This window comes from Kitasatospora sp. NPDC001527 (genome assembly GCF_040298605.1).
Taxonomy (GTDB): Bacteria; Actinomycetota; Actinomycetes; order Streptomycetales; family Streptomycetaceae; genus Kitasatospora.
In genome coordinates, this window is record NZ_JBEPAM010000010.1 from 121879 (window position 1) to 146753 (window position 24875).

Sequence of the window (24875 nt, forward strand, 5' to 3'; positions counted from 1 at the left end):
CCGGTCGGACCGCACACGGACACCCGCCGTTCGGCCCTGCTACAAGGAATCAGATGCCAGGCATATCGGCCCCCCGGACGGGCCACCGCGCCGGCCGGTCCGGCTCCCTACGCAGCTCGCTCCTCGCCCTCGTGCTGATCCCCTGCCTCGGCCTCGCCGCGGCCTGGGGCTACGCCGTCTACCTGCTGCGCGACGCCGGAGAGCGCACCGCCCTGCTGGCCGGCAGCGCGGTCGTCGGCGTCGTCCTGCTCGGCAGCCTGGCACGCGGACTGCGCGTCGCCCGCACCCTGCCGGCCCGGATCACCGCGTTGCACACCGACGCCCTGGCGCTCGCCCAGCACGAGATCCCGCAGGTCGTCGGCCGCCTGCGGGCCGGCGAGTCCGTCCCGACGCCGCCCGCCCGGCCCTCGTCCCGGCGGGCCGGCGACGAGCTCCAGCAGGCCGCCGACGGCCTCGCCACCGTCCGGCAGGCCGCCGTCGCCGCCATCGTCCACCAGGCCCAGGGGCGCGAGGGGACGAAGAAGGTCTTCCTCAACATCGCGCGCCGCACGCAGATCCTGATCCATCGTCAGATCAGCATGCTGGACGCGCTGGAGCGCGAGCACGAGGAACCGGAGCTGCTGCGCGAGCTGTTCGCCGTCGACCACCTGGCCACCCGGATGCGGCGCAACGCGGAGAACCTGGTCATCCTCGGCGGTGCGCTGCCCGCCCGGCGCTGGCGCAACGCCGTGCCCATGGTCAACGTGCTGCGCAGCGCCGTGTCCGAGACCGAGAACTACTCCCGGGTCGTGGTCCAGGGCGTGCCGCGCACCTCGCTCAGCGGCCAGGCGGTCGCCGACGTGATCCACCTCGTCGCCGAGCTGATCGAGAACGGCACCACCTTCTCCCCGCCCTACACCCAGGTGCAGGTCTCGGCGCAGGAGGTGCCGAAGGGCCTGGTGGTGGAGGTCGAGGACCGCGGTCTCGGCATGGTCGAGGAGGAGTACCAGCGGCTCAACGACTACCTGGCCAACCCGCCCGAGCTGGACGTCTCCGCGCTCGGCGACGACCTGCGGCTCGGGCTCTTCGTGGTCGCCCGGCTGGCCGCCCGGCACGACGTGCAGGTCACCCTGCGGCCGTCCCCCTACGGCGGGACCCGGGCCGTGGTGCTGGTGCCGTCGGCGCTGCTGCACCAGGCCGAGGCGCCGTCCGCCGTCACCGGTCTGCCGGCGGGGGCCCGGGTCACCCGGTCCCCGGCGCCCGACCTGCGGCCGGCCGCGGGGGCGCTCCCGGGCGCGGATGTCGGCGCGGACGCCGGTGGCGAGGCGGGTGCGGACACCGGCGCGGGCGCGGACGTCAGCGCGGGTGGCGGGATCGGCTTCGGTTTCGGCGACGGCCTCGGCGTCGGTGGCGGGGTCGGTGCTGATGGCGGGGTCGGTGCCGGCGTGGGTGCCGGTGGCGGGGTCGGTGTCGGTGTCGGCGGGAACGGCCAGGACCTGTCGGGGGCGCTCGCCGGGGTCCTCGACGGATTGCTGGGCCACGGGCCGGTGGCCGGGCACGGTCCGGGGGCCGGAGCGGATGCCGAGGCGGAGTTCGAGGCGGATGCCGCCACGGGCGGCGTGCCGGACGGCGCACCGGTCGGCGACGGGGGTGTGGTGATCGGCGAGCTGCTCGCCCACTACCCCGGGGGCGGTGCCCCGCCGGCCCCGGGCGATCCGACGGTCAACGGCGGCCTGCCGGTGGGCTCCTCGATCCCCGGGCTGCCGGGCGCGGTGGTCGTGCCCCGGCCCAGCCGGCCCCAGCCGTACCAGGACCCGACGGGCGGGCCCGGCGCGGACGTGTTCGGCTCCGAGGCGTTCGGCTCCGACGTGTACGGCACCGACGCGTACGGCTCCGGTTCCGAGACGCGGGAAGGCGGCGACGGGCCGCCGGCCGTGTCCGCGGCGCCCACGCACCAGCGCCCCGAGGAGGTCCGCGCGGAGTACGGGCCCGAGGGCGAGCTGCGCACACCGCGCGTCCTGCCCCGGCGGGTCCGCAACGCCAGCCTCGCCGAACAGCTGCGCGAGGCCCACGCGCCCCTCACCGCCCCGTACGGGCCGCCCCCGCCCCACGGCGGGCCGCCCGGCCCCTCCGCCCGGCCCGCCGACGACCCCTCGCCGCAGCGTTCGCGGGCCACGATGGCCGCCATCCAGCACGGCACCCGCACCGCCCGTGCCGCCACCCCACACCCGGACGTGCCTCCCCCAGCTAAGGAACAGCAGTGATGACGCAGCACACCGAGACCGAGCGCGACCTCAACTGGCTGCTGGACCAGCTGGTGGCCCGGGTCCCGGAGACCCGGCACGCCATCGTCCTGTCCGAGGACGGTCTGCTGGTCGGGCTCTCCCAGGGACTCGACCGGGCCGACGCCGAGCACCTGTCGGCCATCGCGTCCGGCCTGCAGAGCCTCGCCCGCGGCGCCGGCCAGCGGTTCGGCGGTGGGCGGGTGCGGCAGACCGTGATCGAGATGGACCAGCTGTTCCTCTTCGTCACCACCGCGGGCCAGGGCGCCCGGCTCGCCGTGCTCACCAGCGAGGCGGTCGACGCCGGACTGATGGCCTACGAGATCAACATGCTGGTCAAGCAGGTCGGCCAGTACCTCACCGCAGCGCCGCGCAGCGACGCAGGCCAACCGGATGCGGGTGGCGGTGCGTGACCGTCGACGCCGCCGAGGCCTGGTTCTTCGACAAGGAGGCCGGCCACCTGGTCCGCCCCTACGCCATCACCAACGGGCGCACCGGTCCGGTCCGTGAGGGCTTCGCGCTGATCACCCTGGTGGTCACCGCGGACCCCCTCGCGGACACCAGCCGGATGACGCCCGAACCGGCCGCGATCCTGGACCTCTGCCGTGAGCGGCCGCTCGCGGTCGCCGAGATCGCGGCCGTCCTGGACCTCCCGGTGAGCGTGGTCAAGGTGCTGCTGGACGACCTCGCGGAGGCCCGGATGATCCTCACCCGGGCGCCCGTCGAGCTCGCCGAGGCACCGGACATCGCGTTGATCCAGGCCGTGATCGAGGGCGTCCGCCGGCTCTGACCGGTGGTCCGCCGCTCCGGCCGCTCGTCCGCCCCGCCTCCCACCTCTCCCCCGTTCCCCTTCCAGGAGATCCGACGTGACGACCCAGAGCCTGGTGCCGGGCGCGGTCAAGATCCTCGTCGCCGGCGGCTTCGGCGTCGGCAAGACCACCATGGTCGGCTCGGTCAGCGAGATCGAACCGCTGCAGACCGAGGAACGGATGACCCGCGCCAGCATCGGGATCGACAGCCTCGACGGCGTCCAGGACAAGGCGACGACCACCGTCGCGATGGACTTCGGGCGGATCACCGTCCGCGAGGACCTGGTGCTCTACCTGTTCGGCACGCCGGGCCAGTTCCGCTTCTGGTTCATGTGGGACGACCTGGCGCTCGGCGCGCTCGGCGCCATCGTGCTGGCCGACACCCGGCGGCTGGAGTCCAGCTTCGCCGCCGTCGACTTCTTCGAGCAGCGCGGCATCCCCTTCGCCGTCGGCGTCAACTGCTTCTACGGGCGCCGTGAGTGCGCCCCCGAGGACGTCCGCCGCGCGCTGGACCTCGACCCGGACGTGCCCGTGCTGCTCTGCGACGTCCGGGAGCGCGCGTCCAGCAAGGAACTGCTGCTCGCCCTCCTCGACCGGGTCCACCGGAACGCGCTCGCCGCGCACCGGTGAGGCCCGGCCGGGGCGTCAGGCCTTGGCCTGGGCCGCCGGGATCAGCTCCAGGTCGTGCAGGGCCCGGACCAGCGGCGCCAGTTCGGGGAGGTCGGCGGCCTCGGTGAGCGTCGCCTCCAGGGTCGCGTCGTGCAACGGGCGGGCCGCCGCGAGCAGTTCGCGCCCCTGCGGGGTCAGCTCGGTGTAGATGCCGCGCCGGTCGTCCGCGCAGAGGTAGCGGCTGAGCAGCCCGCGGTCCTCCAGCCGGCTCACCAGCCGGGTGGTCGCGCTGCTGCTCAGCGCCGCCGCGCGGGCCAGCTGCTGCATCCGCATGTGCCAGCCGTCCTGCCGCGACAGCGCCTCCAGCACCGTGTACTCGACCACCGACAGCCGGTGCTCCGCCTGCAGCGCCTTCTCCAGCGCCGAGTCGATCAGCCCGTGCAGTGCGGCGAGCGTCCGCCAGCCGCCGGCGCGGATCTCGGCGGCGTCGTCCTGGATCCCCATGGCTCGCCCCTCTCTGCTCGGGTCCTGCTCTGGTCGTGCTCGGTGTGCTCGGGTGTGCTTGCGGGGGAAACGCCCTCCCCCGCCCAATTATGCCATTCTGCGCGGCTTACCTGCTTGTGCAAATAGTTCTCCTTATGGCCGGACCGGGGCGGCCCCGGCCGGGGCCGCCTGCGGCGGAGCGGACCAGGCGGTCGCGCAGAGCGCCGAGGCCAGCTCCTCCTCGTACCAGGCCGCCGCCAGCCAGGCGGCCGCGAAGGCGCCGTGATCGTCCGCCACCACCCGGCCGAAGACGTCACGCGGCTGGTCCACCGCCGCCGCGAGCAGCCCGTCCAGCAGCGCCGCACCGGTGGCCAGCCCCGCCGACCGCATCCGGGCCCGGTCGCCGCCGACCACCCGGGTGCCGCCGAGCGCCAGCGCCGCCCGGCCGCCGGTCACCGCCTGCCCCACCCGGCGGGCCAGCAGGTGCACGGGGGTGGCCGGTTCGTCCGCGAGACCGGGCGCACCGAACGGTGCGGGCGCAGCGGACCCGGCCGGGCCGGCGGGCGGGAGGGCGAGGTCGGCCGTCTGGAGCCGCTCCAGGCCCAGGTTGACCCGGCCCGCCCGGTCGGCGGGCAGCGCGAGCGCGGGCTCGCCGCCTGCCGGCCCGCCGCCCGGGGACGCCGACGCGGCGGCAGCGTCGGCGCCCGCCGTGGGCGGCAGGCCGACGGCCAGCAGCCGCAGCTCCGGGCGGGCCGCGCGCTCCAGCTGGCCGATCACCCGCAGCCGCAGGCCGGGGGCGGTGGCGAGCAGCGCCAGGTTCCCCCGGTACGCCAGCCCCGGGTGGTCGTGCGCGGCGCGCAGCGCCACCACCACGCCGTCGCACTCCGCCAGCAGCCGCTGCTCCCCGCCCGCCCCGTACGGCACCGCGCCGAGCAGCGTCACGTCCAGGAACAGCAGCTCGCTCCCGGCCGGCCTGACCTCCGCCGGCACCGCCGCCGCGGCGAGCGCCCTCGCCACCTGGGCGGCCGGCGGCTCGCCCCAGAGCCCGGCGAGCGGCTCCGCCGTCCAGGCCGCGCCCGCCGCGCGGACCGCGCGGACCGAGGCGCCCGCCCCGAGCCGTCCGGCCGCCGACCTGGTCGCCCCCTGCACGGCCAGCCCGGCCCGGGTGAACTCGCGGTGGCTGAGCATCGCGTCCCCCAGCCGCACCGCCCGGTTCCCGGCCCCGACCGCCTGTGGCGCCGCCCCGGAGGCGTCGCTGTGCGGCATGACCTCCGCCATCGTGTGCAGCCCGCCGCCCGCGTCCACCGCCCAGGTGAGCACGCCCGCGTGGGTGGCCGTCAGCACCGGCTCGGCGAACAGGCCGTAGAGCCGCAGGCCGCCCGCAGGCGCATAGGCCTGGCGGGCCGTTCCGCGCAGCTCCGCGACGCCCGGCGCGGCCGATGGGGCCGGCGGGACCGGTGTTGCTCCCGTCGGCGCTGCTTCCGTCGGCGTCGCTTCCGGCGTGGCGGCGAGGGCCAGGGCGGTGCTGAGGCCGAGGAGTTCGCGCAGGCCGGCCGTGAGGTCGGCGAGCCGGTGGTCCGGCGCGCCCGACCGGGCGGCGCGGATCCGGGTGACCACCGCCACCGCCGAAGCGGCCGGTCGGTGCAGACCGGCCAGCCGGGCCCGGTGGGCCGCGCGCAACAGCTCCGCCTGGAGCACCGCGCCCGCGCCGCCGGTGCCCGCCGCCAGCACGGCGGCGCTCACCCGGTGCAGATGCGCGGCGGCGGTCCGCTCGGCGATGGTGAGGGCCTCGGCGGGCTCGGCGGGCCCGGGCGGGGAGGTCGGGGCGGCCCGGTCCGTCCGTCCTGCCCGGTCGGGCTGGTCCGGCTGGTCGGGCTGGTCCGGCTGGTCGGACCGGTCGAGTCGGTCGGACGGCGGGGTCCCGGTGGTCTCGCCGTTCCCGTCGGCGAGCGGCTCGTCGTCGGCGAGCGGGCAGACCGTGACCGCCGCGGCCCGGTGCACGCAGGCGGGCGCCAGCAGGCAGCCGCAGCGCACGTCCGCCTGGTCGGCGACCACCCCTCCCGGTGCGTGCAGGACGAGCACCGTCTCCTCGTCCACGGCGATCCGCCAGTCCTCGCCCGTCCGCTCCACCGGCCGCTCGGCCAGCTTGGCCGCCGCGCCGTCCAGGCGCTTCTGCAGCCGCGCCGACAGCCCGGAGACCACCTCGGCGACCACCTCGGGCCGGACCGCCGGCCACGGCACGTCCGTCCCGCTCTCCGTTCCCGCCACTGCCCCTGCCATCTCCGTCATCGGACCTTCTCCCCCACCCAGCGGGCCAGTTCCAGCGGGCTGAGCGCCGCCACCGGCATCCCGGCCGCGACCAGCTGGCCCGCGACCGCCTTCGAGTACCGGGCCGCCCCGGTGTCGTCCAGTGCGGCGCAGCCCAGCAGGTGGCAGCCGGAGTCGACCAGCGCCCGGGTCTGCGCGAGCAGCCCGCCGACCGGGCCGCCCTCCTCGAAGTCGCTGACCACCGCGATCAGCGTGCGGGACGGCACGGTCACCAGACCCCGCGCGTACTTCAGGCCGGCCGCGATGTGCGTGCCGCCGCCGATCCGGACCTCCAGGAGCAGGCCCAGCGGGTCCGTCACCTGGTCGGTCAGGTCGACCACCTCGGTGGAGAAGGCGACGAAGTGGGTGCTCAGCGAGGGCACTCCGGCCAGGATCGACGCGGTCAGCGCCGCCCAGACGGTCGACGCCTCCATCGAGCCGGACACGTCCACGACCAGGATCAGCCGCCAGTCGGACGCCTGGCGGGCCCTGGTCCGGAAGACCGGGCGCTCCGGGACGATCACCATGGCGCCGGGTTCGCCACCGGGTTCGCCGCCGGACGGCCCTCCGGCGGGGTCGGCCGGGCGGGCGGTGGCGAGATTGGCCCGAATGGTCCGGTGCAGGTCCAGTCCGCCGCCGGGGCGGCGGCTCGGGCGCGGCACGCTGATCCCGGTGAGGGCGGGGCGCAGCCTGGTCGCCAGCTCCCGGCTCAGCTCGTCGACCAGGCGGCGGACCAGCGGTCGCAGCCCGGCCAGCCGGGCCTCGGGCAGGCCGCCCGCGTGCTCCAGGACGGTGCGCAGCAGGTCGACCGACGGGCGGACGGCGCCCGGGTCGATCGCCTCCAGCGCGTCGCCGCGGCCCCGGGCGACGGCGGCCGCCAGCACCTCCTCGCGAAGGCCCGGACCGAACAGGGCGGTCAGTTCCTCGGACCACTCGCGCACTCCCGGGTAGGGCGCCTCGCGCCCGCCCCGGTTGCCGCCCGCGCCGCCGCGGCCGTCCAGGCCGGGGCCGGAGCCCTCGCCGTGTCCGGTGCCGTACAGCTCGTCGAGCGCGGTCGCGAGGCGGGCGGCCCGGCCGCCGAGGCCGCCGCTGCCCGGTCGGCCGAGCAGCAGCCGCCAGCGCTCGGCCGGGGCGAGGGCGTGGGTGGCGGCCGGTGTTGCTGCCGATTCCGTCGCCGTCACCGGTGCCGTCGCCGGTGTCGGTGTCGGTGTCGGTGCCGGTGCCGGTGCCTCGGAGGTGGGCACCGGGAGGAGGGCGGGGAGCAGCCCGCGACGGGCGAGCGCGGCGCGGGCTGCCAGGTCGGCGCGCGACCAGTCGGCGAGCAGCGCGGGCGGCACCTCCGCGGGCAGCGTGTCCAGACGGGTGCCCAGGCCTTCCTCGACGATGTCCAGCAGCCGGTCCCGGGCGGCCGGGCTGAGCGTGTCGAATCCGCCGCGCAACGCGGGCAGGCGGTCCAGGAAGGCGTTGTCGGGGAGGGTGACCACCCGTTCGAGTACTGGTTCGAGCACTCCGGGGGCGGTCGAGAACAGCCCTTCGGCGGCCGTGAGGAGTCCGACCAGGGACCGTTCGAGAGTGTGCCGGGCATCGGGTCCGGTGGCGCCGTCGACCCAGGAGGCGGCCCGGTCGCCGAACACCGCAGGCTCCTCCTGCCGGAGCAGCACGCGCACCGCCCCGGCCGCACCGCGCACCAGGGGGCTTCCGGCGTCCGCGAGTTCGGCCAGCGCGTGCCGGAGCCGGACGCCCCCGGAGAGGTCCGCCCGTCGCGCCAGCTCCACCAGCGCCCGGGCGTCGTCCGCCTCGTCCGACCCGCCGAGCCCCTCCAACTGCCGCACCGCCGCCACGGTCAGCACATCGGCCGCCGCCGCCAGCGCGGCGAGAACCGGATCCCCCGAACCGCCGGTCGACGCGGCCGGGGAGCCCCCACCGGATGCGGTCACGCCCCCGGTCTCCACCACCGATGCGCCGACATCAGCCGCACCGCCAGGCGACACGGCCACCGCCGGCCCACCAAGCACCAGTCCAGGAACCCCCGGATCACCCGCAGGCGAGGCGCCCGCAGATCCGACGGCCCCACCGGTCGGCCCAGCGTCCACGAGGCCGCCCCCAGCCGTCCCGGCCGGTGCGGCCGGCGAAGTAGCCGCAGGTTCCGACCCCGCCACCGGCAGGGCGGCCACGGACGCCGGGACGGCATCGGGCGACCCGGGCACGGGGGCCGGGGGCTGGTGGGTGGCGGTGAGGCGGTCGAGGAGGGCGAGGGCGTTGAGGAGGTCGGGGAGGGTGCCGCTGGTGGGGAGGACGGCGGTGAGCTGGGTGAGGCGGGTGTCGGTGAGGGCGGGGAGGCCGCAGGCGGCGGCGTCGGCGAGGCCCTGGAGGACCTCGCGGGCGGTGGGGCCGTCCGCCTGCTGTTCGCGGCGGAGCCGTTCGCGCAGCGCGCCCTCGGCGGCCTGGGCCGGAGTGACGCCGCGGGTGCCGGCGACGGTGAGCATGGCGGCGACGGCCGGGGTCCAGCGGACGCGCCAGCGCGTGGTGAGGGTCTCGGTGCCGCCCGCGCCGGTGGTCTCGACGGGTTCCGCGTAGGGGACGCCGCAGGCGGTGAGGCGGTGGAGGAGGAGTTCGCGGCGCCGGTCGAGGGGTGAGCGCAGCGGGTCGAGCCGCAGTTCGCGGGGGGCGGGCTCGGCGTTGTCGCCGGGGCCGGGCAGGCCGAGGTCGGCGAGCAGCTGCTCGACGGCGGGGGCGAGGCCACTGCGCGGGGCGGCCGGGGTGGGCTCGCCGGTGCGGGTGCCGACCAGGACCTTCTCCAGCGCGCGGGCCACCGCCCGGCCCCGGCCGAGGGGTTCGCCCTGGGCGAGGACGGTCTGCACCGCCTCGACGAGTTCGCCGCGCCCGGGGGCCGCGAGGGCGCGCAGCCGGGCGAGGTCGCCGGCGAGCCGGACGATCTCGCGGGCGTCGGCCGGGCCGGAGGGGTGGTCCTGGGCGCGCAGGGCCTCGCAGATCCGGACGGCGGTGCGGACGAGTGCCTCGGTGAGGCGGTCCGGGTCGCCGGCGGCGTCGAGCACGGTGTGCTGCCACTCGGGGTCGCGGATGCCGGCCGGGTAGCCGGAGCGGGCGTCGAGGAGGGGGTAGGTGTACGGGATCAGGGAGACGGTGTGACGGGCGTCCGGGGCCGGTTCAGGGGCGGGCTCGGGAACGGGCTCGGGGGCGGGCTCGGGAACGGTCTCGGCCGGGGTGAGCGCGGGGGCGTGGAAGGCGCCGATGACGGCGGCGACCCGGCGCCCGCCGGTGCCCGCCTCCCGCAGACGCTCCCGCATCCAGGCCTCGCGCCGCAGGTCGTAGGGGTCGACGCCGGGGCCGTCCTCGGCGTCGCGGCGCAGCGCCCAGCCGACCAGCAGCGCGGCGCGCCGGACGGCCTCCGGAGTGGAGCCGGGGGCGGCGGTCTCGACCAGGCGGTCCCAGAGGTCCTCGTCGTCGTCGCGCCCGGTGAGGCGGTGGCGCAGCGCGTCGGCGACGCCGGGGCGGGCATCGGGGCCGGTGCGGGCGTGCTCGCGTTCGGCGTACCGGTCGCGGACGGCGAGGGGCAGGTCGCAGGCGATGGTCTCGACGCCGTGGCGGCGGGCCCAGCGCAGGGCGGCGAGTTCGGGCGAGAAGTCGGCGAAGGGGTAGAAGGCGAGCCCGGTGCCGTGGCCGGCCTCGGCGCCGATCCCGTCGGCGCTCCCGTCCGAGCGGTCGGCGGCGGGGGCGGCGGCGAGGGCGACCGGGGCCTTGGTGGCCTCGTCGGCGAGCAGGTCGAGCCAGGGCTGGAACTCGGCGGGCAGCTCGACCAGCAGCACCTCGGGCGCGGCGGCGTCGAGCAGGGCGGGCACGACGGCGCTGAGCGAGGGCGCGTGGTGGCGCACCCCGATCAGGTAGGGGCCGGGCGTGTCGAGGCCGGACGCGGCCAGTCGGGTGGCCTGGGCCTCGACCGTCCCGCGCGGGTCGTCGAGGCCGGGGCCCGCTCCGCCGGGCGGCACCGCGCTGCTCATGTGTTCACCTCTCGGTGGGAGTTCAGGGGTTCGGGAGTTCGGGTGTGGAGGAGTCCGGGTGTGCGGGGCGGCCGGCCCGGCGCCGCGGCGGGCGCCGGGCCGGCCGGGGCTCAGTGCTCCAGGGCGGAGCGCAGGTCCCACAGGGTGCGCCAGGTGGCGGCGCCCTGTTCGGCACGGCGGCGGACCGGGCCGTCCCAGTAGCCGAGCAGCCGGGCGGCGTCGGCGGGGTCGTCCTTGCGGACGACGCCGATGAGCTGGCCGGGCAGCCGGCCGAGCAGGTCGCCGCCGTCGGGCAGGTAGGCGGCGGTGACGCCGAGGGCGGTCGCCACCGAGACGGCCTCGGCGGTGCTCATCACGGTGGAGGGGCGCTCGACGTCCCAGCCCTCGGTGGAGCGCCCGGTGCGCAGGTCGCGGAAGGCGGTGACCAGGGCCTCCAGCACCGCGTCGTCCACCGCGTAGGCGGCGCCGGCGCGGGCGACGGCGGCGGTGGACTGGCGGCGGACCAGGTCCACCTCGGCGGCGAGGCTGCCGATCGGGCCGACCGTCTCGAAGTTGAACCGGCGCTTGAGGGCGGCGGACATCTCGCTGACGCCCTTGTCGCGCAGGTTGGCCGTGGCGATCAGGGTGAAGCCGGGGACGGCGTGCAGCTGGCCGTCGGGGGTGCCGGCGAGTTCGGGGACGGCGACCCGCCGCTCGGAGAGCAGCGAGACCAGGGCGTCCTGGACCTCGGGCAGGCAGCGGGTCACCTCCTCGACGCGGGCGACCGCGCCGGTGGTCATCGCGGTGAGCACCGGCGAGGGCACCAGGGCGTCGCGGCTGGGACCCTTGGCGAGCAGCAGGGCGTAGTTCCAGCCGTACTTGAGCTGGTCCTCGGTGGTGCCGGCGGTGCCCTGGACGGTGAGCGCGCTGCTGCCGCAGACGGCGGCGGCGAGGAGCTCGGAGAGCATCGACTTGGCCGTGCCGGGCTCACCGACCAGCAGCAGACCGCGCTCGCCGGCGAGGGTGACGACGCAGCGTTCGACCAGGGCCCGCTCGCCGACGAACTTCTGCTCGATCGCCAGGCTCTTGCGGCCGGCCTTGAGCTTCTCGCCGCCGCTGCCCATCACGAAGGTGACGACGGCGCGCGGGGTGAGCCGCCAGCCGGGCGGGCGCGGGCCGGAGTCGTACGCGGCGAGGAACTCCAGTTCGGCGGCGTAGCGCTCCTCCGGCAGGACGACCTGCCGGGCGGCGGACCCCGGCGCAGCGGTGGAGGTGGACGTGGTGGTGGTCATCGGCGGGCCTTCCTGCGCTTGCCGGTCTGGAGCTGTTCGAAGCCGGGGGCGTCCCCGTCGGTGACGCGCTGCCAGGCCCGGGTGAACAGCTCCGGGACGGGCAGCTTCGGCAGTGCCGCGTGGTGGGTGGGCAGCGGGTAGAGGCCGGCCTTCCAGGTCTCGACGGGCAGGCCGGGGGCCTTGGCCTCCTGCCAGCCGCCGGGGAGGAAGAGGGTGCGCCCGGCGCGGGCCCGCTTGGCCTCCACGACCAGCCCGGAGGCGAGGAGTTCGGCGCGTGCCTTCTTCAGCCGGGCCGGCTTCCAGCCCGTCCAGCGGGCGACGTTGCGGTCGGTGGGGTCGGGCAGGGCCAGCAGCTGGAGGTAGACGACGGCGGCGTCCTCGCCCAGCTCGTGGGTCTTGGCGACCTCGGTGACCAGCTCCGGCACGGTGAGCAGCGGGTGGTGCGCCCAGACCTCGGCCCCGGCGTCGGCTCCGGCCCCGACGTCGGCCCCGGCGCCGGTGTCGCCGGCGTCGGCCGTCCCGGGGAGGTCCGGCAGGGCGGCCAGCCGGTCCAGGCCGCCGTCCAGGAGGGCGGCGAGCACGGACCGCTGGCGGGCGAGCCAGTGGCTTTCGGCCAGGCCGGTGAGCAGTTCCAGTGCCGGGTCCTGCGGCCCGCTGACGCCCGCGGGGCGCCACCAGATGTACTCCGCCTCGTCGTGGCCGGGCGACAGCACCACGGCCTCGCCGCAGCGGACCAGTCCGTCGGCGTCGGCGCCGCCCTCGGCGGGCAGGCCGAAGCGGGTGCGCAGCACGGCGGCCAGCGGCTCGCCCTTGCTGTTGCGGCGCAGGTCGAAGGCGAGCAGCAGCCCCGGGTCGGCCAGGCGGGTGCGCAGCGCCCGGACGGCCGGGGCGAGCAGGGCCCGCAGCGGGCTGTTCCAGGACAGCCGGTAGGCGAGCCAGGCGAGGGCGTCGGCGAACTCGGACAGGGTGCTGTAGTCCGGGAGGGCGTCCGCGTCCTCGGGCAGCAGGCTGAGCTTGCCGGCGTCCCCCACGGGGGTCAGCCGCTGGCGGGTGGTGCGGCTCAGCCAGGGGGTGGTCGCGGCGTTCAGGATCTCCTCGATCCGCTGGACGCTCGCACCGCTGACGGCGGCCTGGTCCTGGTCGGACAGGGTGACGATCCGTCCGAGGCGCTGGATCCAGCGGGCGGCTCCGGCGGCGCTGTCCGGGCCGGTGGTCCAGAGCTCCTCCGGGTCCTCGGGCAGCAGGGCGGCCCAGGTCTCGGCGAGGACGGACCGCTCGTGCCCGCGCAGCCAGTTGCGGGCGGCCTTGGCCTCGGCGGCCTTGAGGCCGTACTCCTTGAGCGCCTCGGCGGGCAGCCCGGCGCCGTACCACTGGATGAGCGCGTCGGTGGGGCTGAACAGCAGGGTGGAGCGGACGGCGCCGATGCCGGTGCGCTCGCCGAAGTCGGCGGCGCGGTCGGCACGGTGGGTGATGGCGCCGCGCTCGGCGAGGAGGGCGGTGAAGCGGGCGACCCAGGCGGCGGTGACGCTCTCCTCCGTGGTGCGCTCGAAGGCGGTGCCGAAGTGGGCGACCGGGCCGAACTCGCCGCTCGGGTCGTGGTCGGCGGCGAGCCAGAAGACCTGGTCGTCGATGTGGTGGCTGCAGCCGAGGATGATCACGGTGCGCTCGCCGTGCCGCCAGACCTGGCCGGCCCGGCGCTCGTGCCTGTCCTCCTTGCTCAGCCCCTCGGTGAGCGGCTCGGTGAGCCGGATCTGGCGCAGGGTGGCACCGCGGTCGGCGAGCGGCCCGGCGGTGAGCTCGGCGAGCAGCAGCACGAGCGAGGCCCGGTGCTCGTCGGAGGTGAGCGGGGCGGCGGCCGCGTAGGCGAGGACGCCGACCTGGCCGAGTGCGTGCAGCCAGCCGTGGTGGGTCTCGTCGCCGTGCAGATCGAGCTGCTGCGGGGTGCTCCAGCCGTCGCCGTCGGCCGCGGGGGGCTCGGCGAGGACGGCGGTGACCGTCCGGAGGTTGTTGAGCACGCGGTAGTTGACGCTGCGGTCCCAGGAGCGGCCGAAGCCCCCGATCCCGGGCAGCAGCAGGGTGGCGGCCTCGCCGAGCTCGTAGTCGGTGCCGTGCTCGGGCCGGTAGGCGTACCTCGGGGCGCCGGAGGAGCCGGTGGTGCGGGGGGCGTCCTCGGGCTGCGGGAGGTAGCGGGCGACCGTGTCGAGCAGGTTGGCGGCGGCGCGGGCGAGGCCGGTGACGCCGGCCAGCACGCGCCGGTGGGTGATGCCCGGCAGGGCCTGCGCGACGGCGTCGAGCGGGAGGTCCTCGGCGGCCTTGCCGCTGCTGACCACGGGCCGGCGCACGCCCTGGACGGTGATCCAGCGCTGATCGGCGGCGGCGACCGGCTCGGCGTCGGCCGGCCAGGCGGCGTCGATGAGCCGGGCGGCCTGCTCGTCGGTGACGGTGCGCAGCGCCGTGGAGGCCTGCTCGTCGCGCGGGCGCAGGGCGTGCCAGTGGGCGAGCGGCGGCACGACGGCGGTGCCGGCCGCGTCCAGGCCGCCGGGGCGGCCGGGTTCGACATCGGCGGTGCGGCCGGTCGGGTCGGCGGTGACGGTGCCCTCGGTCGCGGAGTCCTCGGTGGGCAGGCCGAGGACGAGGTGGTGCTGGTGGCCTTCCTGAACCAGCGGGCGCCCACCACCGGGCAGGGCGAGCCGGGCGCACGGGTGGATCCGGCCGCCGGAGTTGTCGAGGACGAGCGTGGTCCCGTCGGCGGTTCCGGTGGTGACCCGGGAACCGTCGATCCGCACCCAGTGGCCGAGGACGGTGCCGTCGGTGCCGAGCGGGGTGTCCTCCAGACCGGGCTGGAGCGGCAGCATCCTGGTGCGGTTGAGTTCGAGGCGGCCCGCCGCGGCGCCGGCGGCGATCCGCGGCGGCTCGGAGACGCGGCCGACGGTGCCGGTGGCGGCGTCGAGTTCGTGCAGGACGTAGCCGCGGTTCCAGCGGCCGGCCCAGTGGCCGGTGCCGTCGGAGAGGACGTGGTCCTGGTCGGGCACCTGGGTGTCGCCGACGTGCAGCGGGCGGTGGCCGCCGGTGCGCCCTCCGCCGGGCAGCGGGATGGACGCCGTGTTGATCTCGTCGCTGCCGCCGTAGTAACGGGCGATGTTCTCGCCGCCGAGTTCGAAGGTCTCGGTGGGCCGGCCGGACCAGTAGGCGTGCTGCTTGCCGTCGTGGTACCAGGCGACCAGCAGTTCGCCGTCGGTGAAGCGGAAGTGGGCGTGCTGGTGGCTCTCCAGCTTGTGCGGGATGCGCAGGGTGTGTTCGAGCACGATGCCCTGCGGTCCGGCCACCACGACCTGGTTGCCGCGGCCGAGCACCAGGTGCGGCCAGGCCTCCTGCAGCACCAGCCCGTCGGGCAGGCTGCGGCCGCTGCCGAAGCCGGGGGTGTCGCCCTCGCCGGCGCCGAGCCGGACGAGCGCCTCCTCCAGGGCCGGCCAGGCGAGCTCGTCGAGGATGCCGCCCCGCAGGGCGCGGGCGAGCAGCCCGGCCACGTCGAGGCCGGCGATCCGCCGGGCGGCGGCCGGGTTCTCGTCACGGATGCCGGTGCGGTGGGGGCTCAGCCCGCGCAGCATCGCGGCGGCGCTCTCCAGGCCGCGGACGGTCTCCAGCTCGTCGGCCCGGGCGTCGGACCACTCGACGAACAGTTCGCGCAGTACCGGCCGGGCGGCCAGGCCCCGCCTGTCGACGGTCTCCCAGACGGCGGGGACGGCGGCGCGCAGGGCGGGCCGGAAGCGGGGGTCGGCGGCGATGGCGGCCAGGGTGCGGCCGTCGGCCGAGGAGGCGGCGACCCAGTGCTGGAGGAGGAAGGTGTGGTTGTCGGCCGGGTCGGCGACCGGAACGCCCTCGGCGAGCAGCAGGTCGAGGAGTTCGAGCTGGGTGGCGCTGCGGCGCACCCCGGTGAAGAGGTCGACCGGGACGGCCTCGGCGCGCAGCCGCTCCAGCATGCGGGTGACCAGGCCGATGGTCTCGGTGTTCAGGCCCCGGTCGCGCCAGCCGCGGCCGAGGTGGTTGGTCCAGCGCTGCAGCCAGGCGGCGGCCGGCTCGGGGTCCCCGGCCGCGTCCGCGCCGGCACCCGTGGCACCCGTGCCGGTGGCGGCGGCCGGGTCGGTGAGCAGCCGCTCGGCGCCGCTCTCGGCGAGCAGGGTGAGCCAGGCGGTGTCCTGGACGTCGGCGTCCTCGTTGCCGGACGGGGTGGGCAGCAGTTGCAGGAGGCGGGCGCGGACGGCGTCGTCGCGCTGCCCGAGGGCGACGACGGCGTCGTGCCAGACCTTCCAGAACGTGCCGGGCGCCCGGTTGACGGCGGGTGAGGCGAGCAGCTCGGCGAGCAGGTCGCGCTCGTGCTCCTCGCGGTCCAGGCCGGCGGCCTTGAGCAGAGCGCGGGCGTCCTCGGCGACCCCGGCGTAGGGGGCCATGCCGGCGGCGGAGCGCTCGGCGCACAGCTGGCGGAACCGCTGCCAGGCGGTCAGCGGGTCGAGCCGGGTGCTCAGCTCCTTGACGTACTGGCGCAGCGCCTTGACGCTGAGCGCGCCGGCCAGGGCGAACTCCAGGAACACGGCGCGCAGCCGCTCCTCGTCGACGGCGAGGCTGTGGGTGCGCTCGGCCTCGCGGGCCTTGCCGAAGAAGGTGCTGGCGTAGGTCTGGTTGCCCTGTTCCAGGAAGATCCGGCCGACCTGCTCGCAGTAGGTGGGCAGGAAGTGCGGAACGGCGCGGCCGAGCCGCACGGCCAGCTCGTCGAAGCCGTCCTTGGCGTGGCCGGGCTTGGACTTGGCCTGGCGGGCGAGCCGCTCCATCTCCTTGACCAGGGCGAGCGCGTGGTGGCCGTTGGCCGGGTCGTGGACCAGCGCCCAGGCGGGGAAGCCGAGCGCCTCCTGGCGGACCTGGCCGACCTCGACCGGCTCCACCGCGGGGGCGAGCCCGAGGAAGTCGACGGCGGCGTCCTCGGCGGGGCCGAGCGCGCCGGGGACCAGGCGCACGACGCGGCGCCCGTCGAGGGCGGGGTGGGCGTAGGTGCGGGCGGTGAGGACGTCGGCGGCGCTGTCGGGGGCGCCGGCGCCGGGCAGGGTGCCGGGGGCGAGGACCGCCCCGGCCTCCAGCAGGCGCTCGTGACGGGCTCTGTCGCCGGGCGCACCGGTGGTGCGGTCGGGTCCGGTGGTCGTGCTCATGCGGCTTCCTCCCCTTCGATCGTGCGGCCGGCGTACAGTGCGGCGGCCATCCGCATCCCCTCGGACCAGGCGACCGGTCCGACCTCGGCCAGCGGCAGGACCTTGCCGTCCGGGCCGGTCCAGCTGAGCGCGCCCGTCTCGCACTCGTCGTACTCGTAGTAGTCGCCGACCCAGACCCGGGCCTCCAGGTCGCGGCCGTCCTCGACGACGGGCAGCACGGCGTGTCCGCCGCGGACCCGGTAGCCGAGCCGGGCGCAGCGGCCGAGCAGGTCGCGCAGCGCGGCGTAGTGCCCGCCGGCGTAGGTGGTGACCTCGGTGCCGGCGGTGTCCGCGGGCCGGTGCCAGACCTCCCGGTACAGCTGCTGGACCTGCTGGGAGACGCCGAGTTCGACGGCGAACTCGCGCAGCTCGTCGAGGTCCTCGAGCAGGACGGGGTGGGGTATCCGCAGTTCGCCGTCGGTGAGGCGGACGGTGTCGCCGTCGAGGTCGACCAGGCCGAGGCCGCGCTCGGCGTCGGCGCCGCGCAGGAAGCCGGCGACGGCGCCGTCCGGCCCGGTGACCACCAGGTCGCGCAGTACCTCCTGCCACGCCTCGTCCGCCCAGACGGCGGTGACGACGGCGGCGGGCACGGGCAGCGAGCGGACCATCCACCGCTCGACGCTCTCCCGGCAGCCGCGCCGGTGCGCCTCCAGCCACTCGGTGAGCTGCTTGAGCCCGACGACCACCGGATCGTCGTTCAGCTTCGGCGGGACGGCTTTCAGCTGACGGCCGGCCGCGTTGCGGCAGACCACCTTGCCCTCCTCGTCGAAGGCGACTTGGTATCCGCCCGTTCCCGTTTCCACCCACGCCACGGCCGCGCTCCTCCCAGTCGGTCAGTGATGGGAGGAACGTAACGGGGCACACTGACAACCGAACCGGCAGGGAGGGGTACTGACCGGTAGGAAGCGTCGCATCCCGGGTCGAACCACGTTCAAACCGCTCGAACAGGTGATCCAGTACCGCTCGCGGTCACCCGGAATCGACGGTCAGCCGCCGGTGGTGACGGTCAGCCGCAGGATCCGGTCGTCGCCGGGGCGAGGCTCGCCCCGGCCGTCGGTGTTGTCGGTGAGCAGCAGCAGGGTGCCGTCCCGGTCGGCCACCACGGTGCGCAGACGGCCGTACACCCCGGAGAGGAAGTCCTGCGGCGGGGCGGCGGGGCGCTCGCCGTCCAATGGGATCCGCCAGAGCCTCCCGCCGCGCAGCGCGGCCATCCAGACGCCCCCGGCGGCGTGGGCGATGCCGCTCGGCGAGGCGTCGGCGGTGTGCCACTGGGCGACCGGGTCGGTGAACCCCGGGCGGCCGGCGGCGCCCTCGACGGTCGGCCAGCCGTAGTTGCCGCCGGAGGTGATCAGGTTCAGCTCGTCCCAGGTGTCCTGGCCGAACTCCGAGGCCCAGAGCCGCCCCTGCGGGTCCCAGGCCAGGCCCTGGACGTTGCGGTGGCCGAGCGAGTACACCGGCGAGCCGGGGAACGGGTTGCCGGGGGCGGGGGCGCCGTCCGGGGTCAGCCGCAGCACCTTGCCGCCCAGGGAGTCGCGGTCCTGGGAGAGCGGGCGCTCGTTGGCGTCGCCGGTGCCGGCGTACAGGAAGCCGTCCGGACCGAAGGCGATCCGGCCGCCGTTGTGCCGGGAGCCGTGCGGGATCCCGCTCAGCAGCACGGCCGGATCGCCCAGTTGGGAGCCGGCCGGACGCGCCGGGTCGTAGTCGAGGCGGGCGATCCGGTTGTCGGAGGCGGTGGAGAAGTAGGCGTAGACGCGGTGGTCGGTGGCGAAGCCGGGCGACAGGGCGAGGCCGAGCAGGCCGCCCTCGCCACCGGCGGTGACGCCGGGGACGGTGCCGGCCTCGGTCCGGCTGCCGTCCTTCGCCGAGACGCGCACGATCCGGGCGTCGTCGCGCTCGGAGACCAGCAGGTCGCCGTCGGGCAGCACGGCCAGGCCCCAGGGCGAGGAGAGACCGTCGGTGACGGTGCCCACGACGTCCACCGAGACGGGAGCGCCCGGCGCGGGAGTCGGGGTCGGCGTCGGAGTCTGCGCGGTCGGGGCCGGGCTCGTCGGCGCGGACGTGGTCGGCGCGGGCTCGGAGGCGCCGGACGCGCCGGACGTCGTGGGCGGCACCATGGCGTGCCCGGGCGCGGCGGCCGAGGAGCAGCCGGCGGCGGTGGCCGAGCCGAGGACGAGGGCGACGAACAGGGCGGCGGAGCGACGGAGCATCGGTGACCCCTCCCGGGGACGCGGGCGCGGCGGCGGCACGGACGTCCGGTGGACGCCCGTCCAGCAGACCACACCCGGGACCGGGACCGGCCGAACCCCGCCGCGCCCGCCCGGCCGTCCGGGGGACCCCGGGCGGCGGCCGTCAGCCGACCGGGGAGGCCGCCGCCCGCTTCCCCGCGCGCGGCACGATCACCGGCGCGCCGTCCCCGGGGGCCGCGAGCACGTCGCTGTCGACGTCGTACAGCGCCCGCACCAGCGGCGCGTCGACCACCGCGCGCGGCGCCCCGCAGGCGACCACCTCGCCGCCGCGCATCGCCACCAGCAGATCGGCGTAGCGCGCCGCCGCCGCGAGGTCGTGCAGCACCATGACGACGGTGCGCCCGCCCGCCGCGACCTCGCGGACCAGCTCCAGCACCTCCACGGCGTGCCCGAGGTCCAGCGCGCTGGTCGGCTCGTCGAGCAGCACCACGGGGGCGTCCTGGGCGAGCACCATGGCGAGCCAGCAGCGCTGCCGCTGGCCGCCGGAGAGCCGGTCGAGGCGGCGCTCGGCGAACTCCTCGACGCCGGTGGCCCGCAGCGCCTCGGCGGTGAGCCGCTCGTCGTCGGCGGACCACTGCCGGAACAGGCCCTGGTGCGGGTGGCGGCCGTAGCGGACCAGCCCGGCCACGGTGACCGCCTCCGGCGCCTGCGGGCTCTGCGGCAGCAGCGCCACCCGGTGGGCGGCCTGCCGGGGGCGCAGCTTCCAGACGTCCTCGCCGCCGACCAGCACCCGCCCGGAGTCCGGCCGGTGGAGGCGGGCGATCGAGCGCAGCAGGGTGGACTTGCCGCAGCCGTTGGGGCCGACGATCGCGACCACCTGCCCGCCGGGCACGGTGAGGTCCACGCCGCCCAGCACCGGGCGTCCGGGGCCGTATCCGGCCCTGAGGCCCTCGACCGTCAACTCCATGGCGGGTTCCTTCGCTCGGGATGCGCTGGGGAGGGGAGAACGAGCCGGGCGGCGGACGCCCGGTGAGGGGGCGCCCGCCGCCGGCGGTCACTTGGCGCCGAGCGCCTTGCCGATGTCGCCGATCACGACGTCGGCCGCGAGCGGGCCGCCGCGGGTGGACCAGACCGAGCCGTCCACGGTCACGGTGTGGTTGTTCTTCACCGCGTTCAGCTCCTGGTAGGCGGGCTTGGACTGGACGTCCTTGAGCGCGGCCTTGCCGTCGTCGGTGAGGGTGGAGAGGAACAGCCAGTCGCCGTCGATCTCGTTGATCTTCTCCAGGCTCAGCGCCGGGGTGTGGGCGTTGCCGTCCTTGTCCTGGGCCTGCGGGCGGGTCAGGCCCATGTCGAGGGCGACGCCGCTGGCGAACTGCTTCTTCTCCATCCAGCTGGGGCCGGTCGGGTTCCAGCGGACGATGGAGACGGCCTTGCCCTTGTTCTCGCCCAGCTCGCCGCCGGCCTTGGCGGCCTTGGCGTCGTAGTCGGCGATGACCTTGTTGGCCTGGTCGAGCTTGTTGACGGCGTTTCCGATGCCGCGGAAGGACAGCTTCCAGTCGTCGGTCGGGGCCATGGTGACCAGGGTGGCCGGGGTGATCTCGCGCAGCTGCTTGAGCACCTGCTGGTCCTGCATGTCGCCGGCCAGGATCAGGTCGGGCTTGGCGGCGATCACCTTGTCCATGACGGGCTGGAGCAGGTTGCCGACCACCGGGATGCCCTGGACCTTGTCCTTCAGGTACGCCGGCGGCTCGTTGAGGCCCTGTCCGTTGGTGATGCCGGCCGGCTTGAGGCCGAGGGCGAGCACCGCGTCGAGGTCCTCCTGGGTGAGGGTGACGATGCGCTTGGGCTCGGCGGGGATCTCGACGGCGGTGCCGGTGGCGTCCTTGACGGTCCGCTTGCCGCCGGCCGCGTCGGCCGCCGGGCCGCCCGCGGCGGTGCTGGAGGCGGCGGAGGGCGAGCCCTCCGCGGAACCCTTGTCGGAGGAGCCCGAGGAGCCGCAGCCGACGAGCAGGAGCGTGGCCGCTCCGGTGGCGGCCAGCGCCTGGACCGCACGGCGGCGGGCGGGGTGGAGCGGGCTCTGGCGGGTCGACATGGAGGCCTCCGGGCAAGGGTGTTGCAGACGGGCGGTGCGGTCGGTGAGCGGTGGAACGGTGGCGCGGTGCCGCGAACCAGGGGCGGTCCGGACGGATCCGACGCCGGGTCGGACACCTGCCCGACCGCGATGACCATTAGGTTAGCCTTACCTTATGACATTGTCGCAAGTGGGTACCGCCGAGGCGGCCGACGCGGATCCCCCCGTCCCCGCCCCGCCGGCGGCCGAACGGTCCCGCCGCACCTCCTGGGCCGTCGCCGGCGGCATCCTGGCCGCCCTGCTCGCGCTCACCGCGCTCTCCCTGTCCGTCGGCGCGGGCGAGGTCGGCCCGGGCCGGGTGCTGGACTACCTGCTGGACACCGACGGCGCCCGCTCCGACAGCCGGCTCGCCCTGGTCGTCGGCGACCTGCGGCTGCCCCGCACCCTGACCGCCCTGCTGGTCGGCGCCGCCCTCGGCGTGGCCGGCGCCCAACTGCAGGCCGTCACCCGCAATCCGCTCGCCGAGACCGGCCTGCTCGGCGTCAACGCCGGCGCCTCGCTCGGCGTCGTGCTCGGCATCGCCGTCCTCGGCGTGCAGACCTCCTACGGCTACCTCGCCGCCGCCTTCGGCGGCGCCGTGCTGGCCAGCGGGCTGGTGCTGGCGATCGCCGGCAGCCGGGGCGGCGGCTCCCCGATGCGCCTGGTCCTCGGCGGCTCCGCCGTCGGCGCCACCTTCGGCGGCCTGACCGGCGTGCTGATCGTCAACTCCCCCGAGGCGTACGACCGCTACCGGGTCTGGGTGCTCGGCTCGCTGGCCGGCGTGGAGGGCTGGACGACGCTGCGCCAGCTCGCCCCGGTGCTCGGCGCCGGCTTCCTGGTCGCCCTGTTCACCACCCGGCCGCTGTCCGCGCTCGCGCTCGGCGACGACCTCGCCCGGGGCCTCGGCCACCGGCCCGGTGCCACCCGCGCCGCGGTCGCGCTCGCCGTCACCCTTCTCACCGCCTCCGCCGTCGCGCTCGCCGGGCCGATCTCCTTCCTCGGCCTGCTCGCCGGCTTCCTGGCCCGCGCCGCCGCCGGCCCCCGGGTCGGCCGGCTCACCCTGCTCGCCGGACTCGTCGGCGCGGCCGTGCTCACCGGCGCCGACGTGCTCGCCCGGGTGGTGGCCCGCCCGTTCGAGGCGCCGGTCTCGGTGATCGTCGCGCTGATCGGCGCGCCCACCCTGATCGCCATCGTCCGCTCCCGGAAGTCGGCCGCGCTCGGCATGGCCGACACCGCCCCCGACGCGCCCTCCGGCCGCGCCGGCCACGACGAGGAGAAGGCACCCCGGCCCGACCTGGTGATCCGGCGCGGCGCGCTGTCCGTCCTGCTCCCCCGCCGCAACGCACTCGCCGCGCTCGGCCTCGCCGCCGTCCTGCTGGCCGCCGTGGTGGTCTCCGCGCACGCCGGGCAGAGCGAACTCGGCCTCGGCCGCACCTTCCGGGCCGTCTTCGGCTACGGCGAGCGCCTCGACGTGCTGCTGGTGCAGAAGTTCCGGCTCGGCCGGATCGTCGCGGGCCTGGCCGCCGGCGCCGCGCTCGGCCTGGCCGGCTGCCTCACCCAGACGCTGGCCCGCAACCGGCTCGCCACCCCCGAACTGCTCGGCGTCAACGACGGCGCCACCGCCGCCGTGCTGATCTCGGTCACCGCCTCGGGCGCGTTCGGCGCCTGGTGGGCCGGGCCGATCGGCGCGCTGGTCGCCGTCGCCGTGGTCACCACCGTCTCCGGCGGCCTCGGCGCGCGCGGCTACCGGGTGCTGGTGGTGGGCCTGGCCATGTCGGCGCTCGCCTCCGCCGTCATCCAGGTGGCGATGGCCCGGCGCTCGCTCAGCTCGGCCTCCTCGCTGTACGTGTGGACCTCCGGCAGCCTCAACGGCCGCGACTACGAGGTGGCCACGCCGGTGCTGATCGGCCTCGCCGTGCTGGTGCCGCTCGCCCTGGTGGTGGCCCGCCGGCTGGCCGTGCTGCGCTTCGACGACAACGTGGCCTCCTCGCTCGGCGTCGACCCCGGCCGGGTCCGGCTCGCCTGCCTGCTGCTCGCCGTCGCGCTGGCCGGCCTCGCCGTCGGGGTCTGCGGACCGGTCGGCTTCGTCGCGCTGGCCGCACCGGTGATCGCCGGACGGCTGGCCGGCCCGGCCCGCGTCCCGGTGCTCGGCTCGGCGCTGGTCGGCGCGGTGCTGATCGTGCTGGCCGACACCCTCGGCCGGGTGCTGGTCTCCGGCGTCGAGATCCCGGTGGGCATCGTCACCACGGTGCTCGGCGGGCCCTTCCTGCTCTGGGTGCTGCTCGGCCGCAAGGGCACCCCGGCCTGACCGAACCGCATGACCGATCGACCCCGACCGCCCCACCCCGTTCGACCATCGAGGAGTTCTTTCCGTGCAGAGTGAACAGCCGGACACCGGGGACGGGTTCTGGGCCCGGGTGGCCGCCGAGGGCGCGCCGCTGGTCGACCCCGACCCCGAGGACCCGGCCTACCGGCGGGTCACCTTCGTCCTGCGCGACGAGCCGGGCGAGGAGCCGTACGACGCCGTGCTCGCGCTCGTCCACACCGTGACCGACAAGGACCGGCACGCCGGCGACCTCACCCCGCACCTGATGGAGCGCCGGGCCGGCGGCTGGTCGCGCACCTACCGGCTGCGCGCCGACCACCGGGCCTCCTACCAGCTGTACCCCGTGCGCGGCGCCGTCCCCGGCACCCGGCGGGCCGACTGGCTGCGGGTGCTGGACGGCGCCCGCCCCGACCCGCTCTGCGCCGGCGAGCACCTGCCCGCCCGCGACGGGCGCCACCCCTCCTCGGTGCTCGCCCTGCCCGGGGCGCCCGCCCAGCCCTACGCGCGGCGGCGCCGGGACGTGCCGCGCGGGCGCACCGTGCGCGCCGAGGTCGCCGGGCGGCGGATCGACGTGCACCTGCCCGCCGGGCACCGCGCCGACGCCGGCCCGTACCCGGTGCTGGTGCTGCTGGACGGCGAGATGTGGGGCGAGGTGCTGTCGTTCGGCGACACCCTGGACAACCTGACCGCCGAGGGCCTGCTGCCGCCGACCGTCGCCCTGTTCGTCCACACCATGGGCCCCGGCCGGCCGGAGGACCTCAGCTGCAACCCGGACTTCGTCGACCTGCTCGCCGACCGGATCCTGCCCTGGGCCGCCGCCGAGCACCGGGCCACCGCCGACCCGGCCCGCACCGTGATCGCCGGGCAGAGCGCGGGCGGCCTGACCGCCGCGTTCGCCGCCTTCCGCCGCCCGGCCCGGTTCGGCAACGCGCTTTCGCAGTCCGGCTCGTTCTGGTGGCCGGACGGCACCGAGTTCGACGGCGGCAGCGAGTGGCTGACCCGTCGGTTCGCGGCCACCGAGCGCGTCGGCGCCCGGTTCTGGATCGAGGTCGGCCTCCAGGAGTGGATGCTGCTCGCCCAGAACCGCCACCTGCGCGACGTGCTGACCGCCCGCGGCTACGACCTCGCCTACCGCGAGTTCAACGGCGGGCACGACTACGCCTGCTGGCGCGGTGGCCTGGCCGACGGCCTGGTCCACCTGCTGGGCCCGGGCGGACCGGGCGGGCGCTGACCGGCGGTTCCGGCCGCCGGTCGGCG

Annotated in this window: 15 protein-coding genes; 6 read left to right on the top strand and 9 right to left on the bottom strand. The window is 76.6% G+C overall.

The window, feature by feature from the left end; translation table 11 throughout:
* Positions 1–53: 53 nt before the first annotated feature.
* The 4 genes from ABT238_RS13555 to ABT238_RS13570 all read left to right on the top strand — a co-directional run bounded on the left by ABT238_RS13555 (position 54) and on the right by ABT238_RS13570 (position 3700).
* Entirely contained in the window at positions 54–2243 is a 2190-nt protein-coding gene (locus ABT238_RS13555) for a sensor histidine kinase (protein ID WP_350757393.1), read from the top strand.
* Positions 2243–2674, top strand: a complete 432-nt coding sequence (locus ABT238_RS13560; protein WP_350561090.1) for a roadblock/LC7 domain-containing protein — start codon at positions 2243–2245, stop codon at positions 2672–2674. The genes ABT238_RS13555 and ABT238_RS13560 overlap by 1 nt, the downstream gene beginning before the upstream one ends.
* Complete coding sequence (locus tag ABT238_RS13565) at positions 2671–3051, top strand: DUF742 domain-containing protein (protein WP_350561092.1); 381 nt, start codon at positions 2671–2673, stop codon at positions 3049–3051. Before ABT238_RS13560 ends, ABT238_RS13565 begins: the two co-directional genes overlap by 4 nt.
* A gap of 76 nt (positions 3052–3127) precedes the next feature.
* Positions 3128–3700, top strand: a complete 573-nt coding sequence (locus ABT238_RS13570; protein WP_350561094.1) for a GTP-binding protein — start codon at positions 3128–3130, stop codon at positions 3698–3700.
* Between the two features lie 15 nt (positions 3701–3715).
* Here the strand turns inward: ABT238_RS13570 and ABT238_RS13575 are convergent, their stop codons facing one another.
* From ABT238_RS13575 to ABT238_RS13615, 9 genes are all read right to left on the bottom strand, one after another.
* The gene (locus ABT238_RS13575; protein ID WP_350561096.1) at positions 3716–4183 is read right to left on the bottom strand and encodes a MarR family winged helix-turn-helix transcriptional regulator; all 468 of its coding nucleotides are present in this window, start codon (positions 4181–4183) and stop codon (positions 3716–3718) included.
* A 132-nt stretch (positions 4184–4315) separates the two neighbouring features.
* Positions 4316–6442, bottom strand: coding sequence for a hypothetical protein (locus ABT238_RS13580; protein WP_350757396.1), 2127 nt, complete (start codon positions 6440–6442; stop codon positions 4316–4318).
* Between the two features lie 5 nt (positions 6443–6447).
* Positions 6448–10488 (bottom strand): vWA domain-containing protein, encoded by a 4041-nt coding sequence (locus ABT238_RS13585; protein ID WP_350757399.1) that lies wholly within the window; start codon positions 10486–10488, stop codon positions 6448–6450.
* Positions 10489–10598: 110 nt separating this feature from the next.
* Positions 10599–11759 carry an ATP-binding protein gene (locus ABT238_RS13590; RefSeq protein WP_350757402.1) on the bottom strand — a complete coding sequence of 387 codons (1161 nt, stop codon included), beginning with the start codon at positions 11757–11759 and terminating at the stop codon, positions 10599–10601.
* A complete protein-coding gene (locus ABT238_RS13595) occupies positions 11756–16957 on the bottom strand; it encodes a hypothetical protein (protein WP_350561104.1) in 5202 nt (1733 codons plus the stop codon). Before ABT238_RS13595 ends, ABT238_RS13590 begins: the two co-directional genes overlap by 4 nt.
* Positions 16954–17808 (bottom strand): DUF4132 domain-containing protein, encoded by an 855-nt coding sequence (locus ABT238_RS13600; protein WP_502884139.1) that lies wholly within the window; start codon positions 17806–17808, stop codon positions 16954–16956. Before ABT238_RS13600 ends, ABT238_RS13595 begins: the two co-directional genes overlap by 4 nt.
* Before the next feature lie 174 nt (positions 17809–17982).
* Positions 17983–19203: a PQQ-dependent sugar dehydrogenase gene (locus tag ABT238_RS13605; protein WP_350561106.1), complete on the bottom strand. Its 1221-nt coding sequence runs from the start codon at positions 19201–19203 to the stop codon at positions 17983–17985.
* Between the two features lie 142 nt (positions 19204–19345).
* Entirely contained in the window at positions 19346–20149 is an 804-nt protein-coding gene (locus ABT238_RS13610; protein ID WP_350561108.1) for an ABC transporter ATP-binding protein, read from the bottom strand.
* An 87-nt stretch (positions 20150–20236) separates the two neighbouring features.
* Positions 20237–21274: an ABC transporter substrate-binding protein gene (locus ABT238_RS13615; RefSeq protein ID WP_350757405.1), complete on the bottom strand. Its 1038-nt coding sequence runs from the start codon at positions 21272–21274 to the stop codon at positions 20237–20239.
* 154 nt (positions 21275–21428) lie between these two features.
* Here ABT238_RS13615 and fhuB point away from each other — a divergent pair, with 154 nt between their 5' ends.
* Both fhuB and fes read left to right on the top strand, forming a co-directional pair.
* Positions 21429–23600: a Fe(3+)-hydroxamate ABC transporter permease FhuB gene (gene fhuB, locus ABT238_RS13620; protein ID WP_350561111.1), complete on the top strand. Its 2172-nt coding sequence runs from the start codon at positions 21429–21431 to the stop codon at positions 23598–23600.
* A gap of 16 nt (positions 23601–23616) precedes the next feature.
* Positions 23617–24849: an enterochelin esterase gene (gene fes / locus ABT238_RS13625; protein ID WP_502891429.1), complete on the top strand. Its 1233-nt coding sequence runs from the start codon at positions 23617–23619 to the stop codon at positions 24847–24849.
* The last annotated feature ends 26 nt before the right edge of the window (positions 24850–24875 follow it).

Excerpts from the sequence above, each read along its gene's own strand:
- ABT238_RS13585 (WP_350757399.1), bottom strand. The coding sequence starts at position 10,488 with ATGAGCAGCGCGGTGCCGCCCGGCGGAGCGGGCCCCGGCCTCGACGAC.
- ABT238_RS13575 (WP_350561096.1), bottom strand. The coding sequence starts at position 4,183 with ATGGGGATCCAGGACGACGCCGCCGAGATCCGCGCCGGCGGCTGGCGG.
- fhuB (WP_350561111.1), top strand. The coding sequence starts at position 21,429 with ATGACATTGTCGCAAGTGGGTACCGCCGAGGCGGCCGACGCGGATCCC.
- ABT238_RS13615 (WP_350757405.1), bottom strand. The coding sequence starts at position 21,274 with ATGTCGACCCGCCAGAGCCCGCTCCACCCCGCCCGCCGCCGTGCGGTC.
- ABT238_RS13560 (WP_350561090.1), top strand. The coding sequence starts at position 2,243 with ATGACGCAGCACACCGAGACCGAGCGCGACCTCAACTGGCTGCTGGAC.
- ABT238_RS13590 (WP_350757402.1), bottom strand. The coding sequence starts at position 11,759 with ATGACCACCACCACGTCCACCTCCACCGCTGCGCCGGGGTCCGCCGCC.
- ABT238_RS13610 (WP_350561108.1), bottom strand. The coding sequence starts at position 20,149 with ATGGAGTTGACGGTCGAGGGCCTCAGGGCCGGATACGGCCCCGGACGC.
- ABT238_RS13595 (WP_350561104.1), bottom strand. The coding sequence starts at position 16,957 with ATGAGCACGACCACCGGACCCGACCGCACCACCGGTGCGCCCGGCGAC.
- ABT238_RS13580 (WP_350757396.1), bottom strand. The coding sequence starts at position 6,442 with ATGGCAGGGGCAGTGGCGGGAACGGAGAGCGGGACGGACGTGCCGTGG.
- ABT238_RS13605 (WP_350561106.1), bottom strand. The coding sequence starts at position 19,203 with ATGCTCCGTCGCTCCGCCGCCCTGTTCGTCGCCCTCGTCCTCGGCTCG.
- ABT238_RS13555 (WP_350757393.1), top strand. The coding sequence starts at position 54 with ATGCCAGGCATATCGGCCCCCCGGACGGGCCACCGCGCCGGCCGGTCC.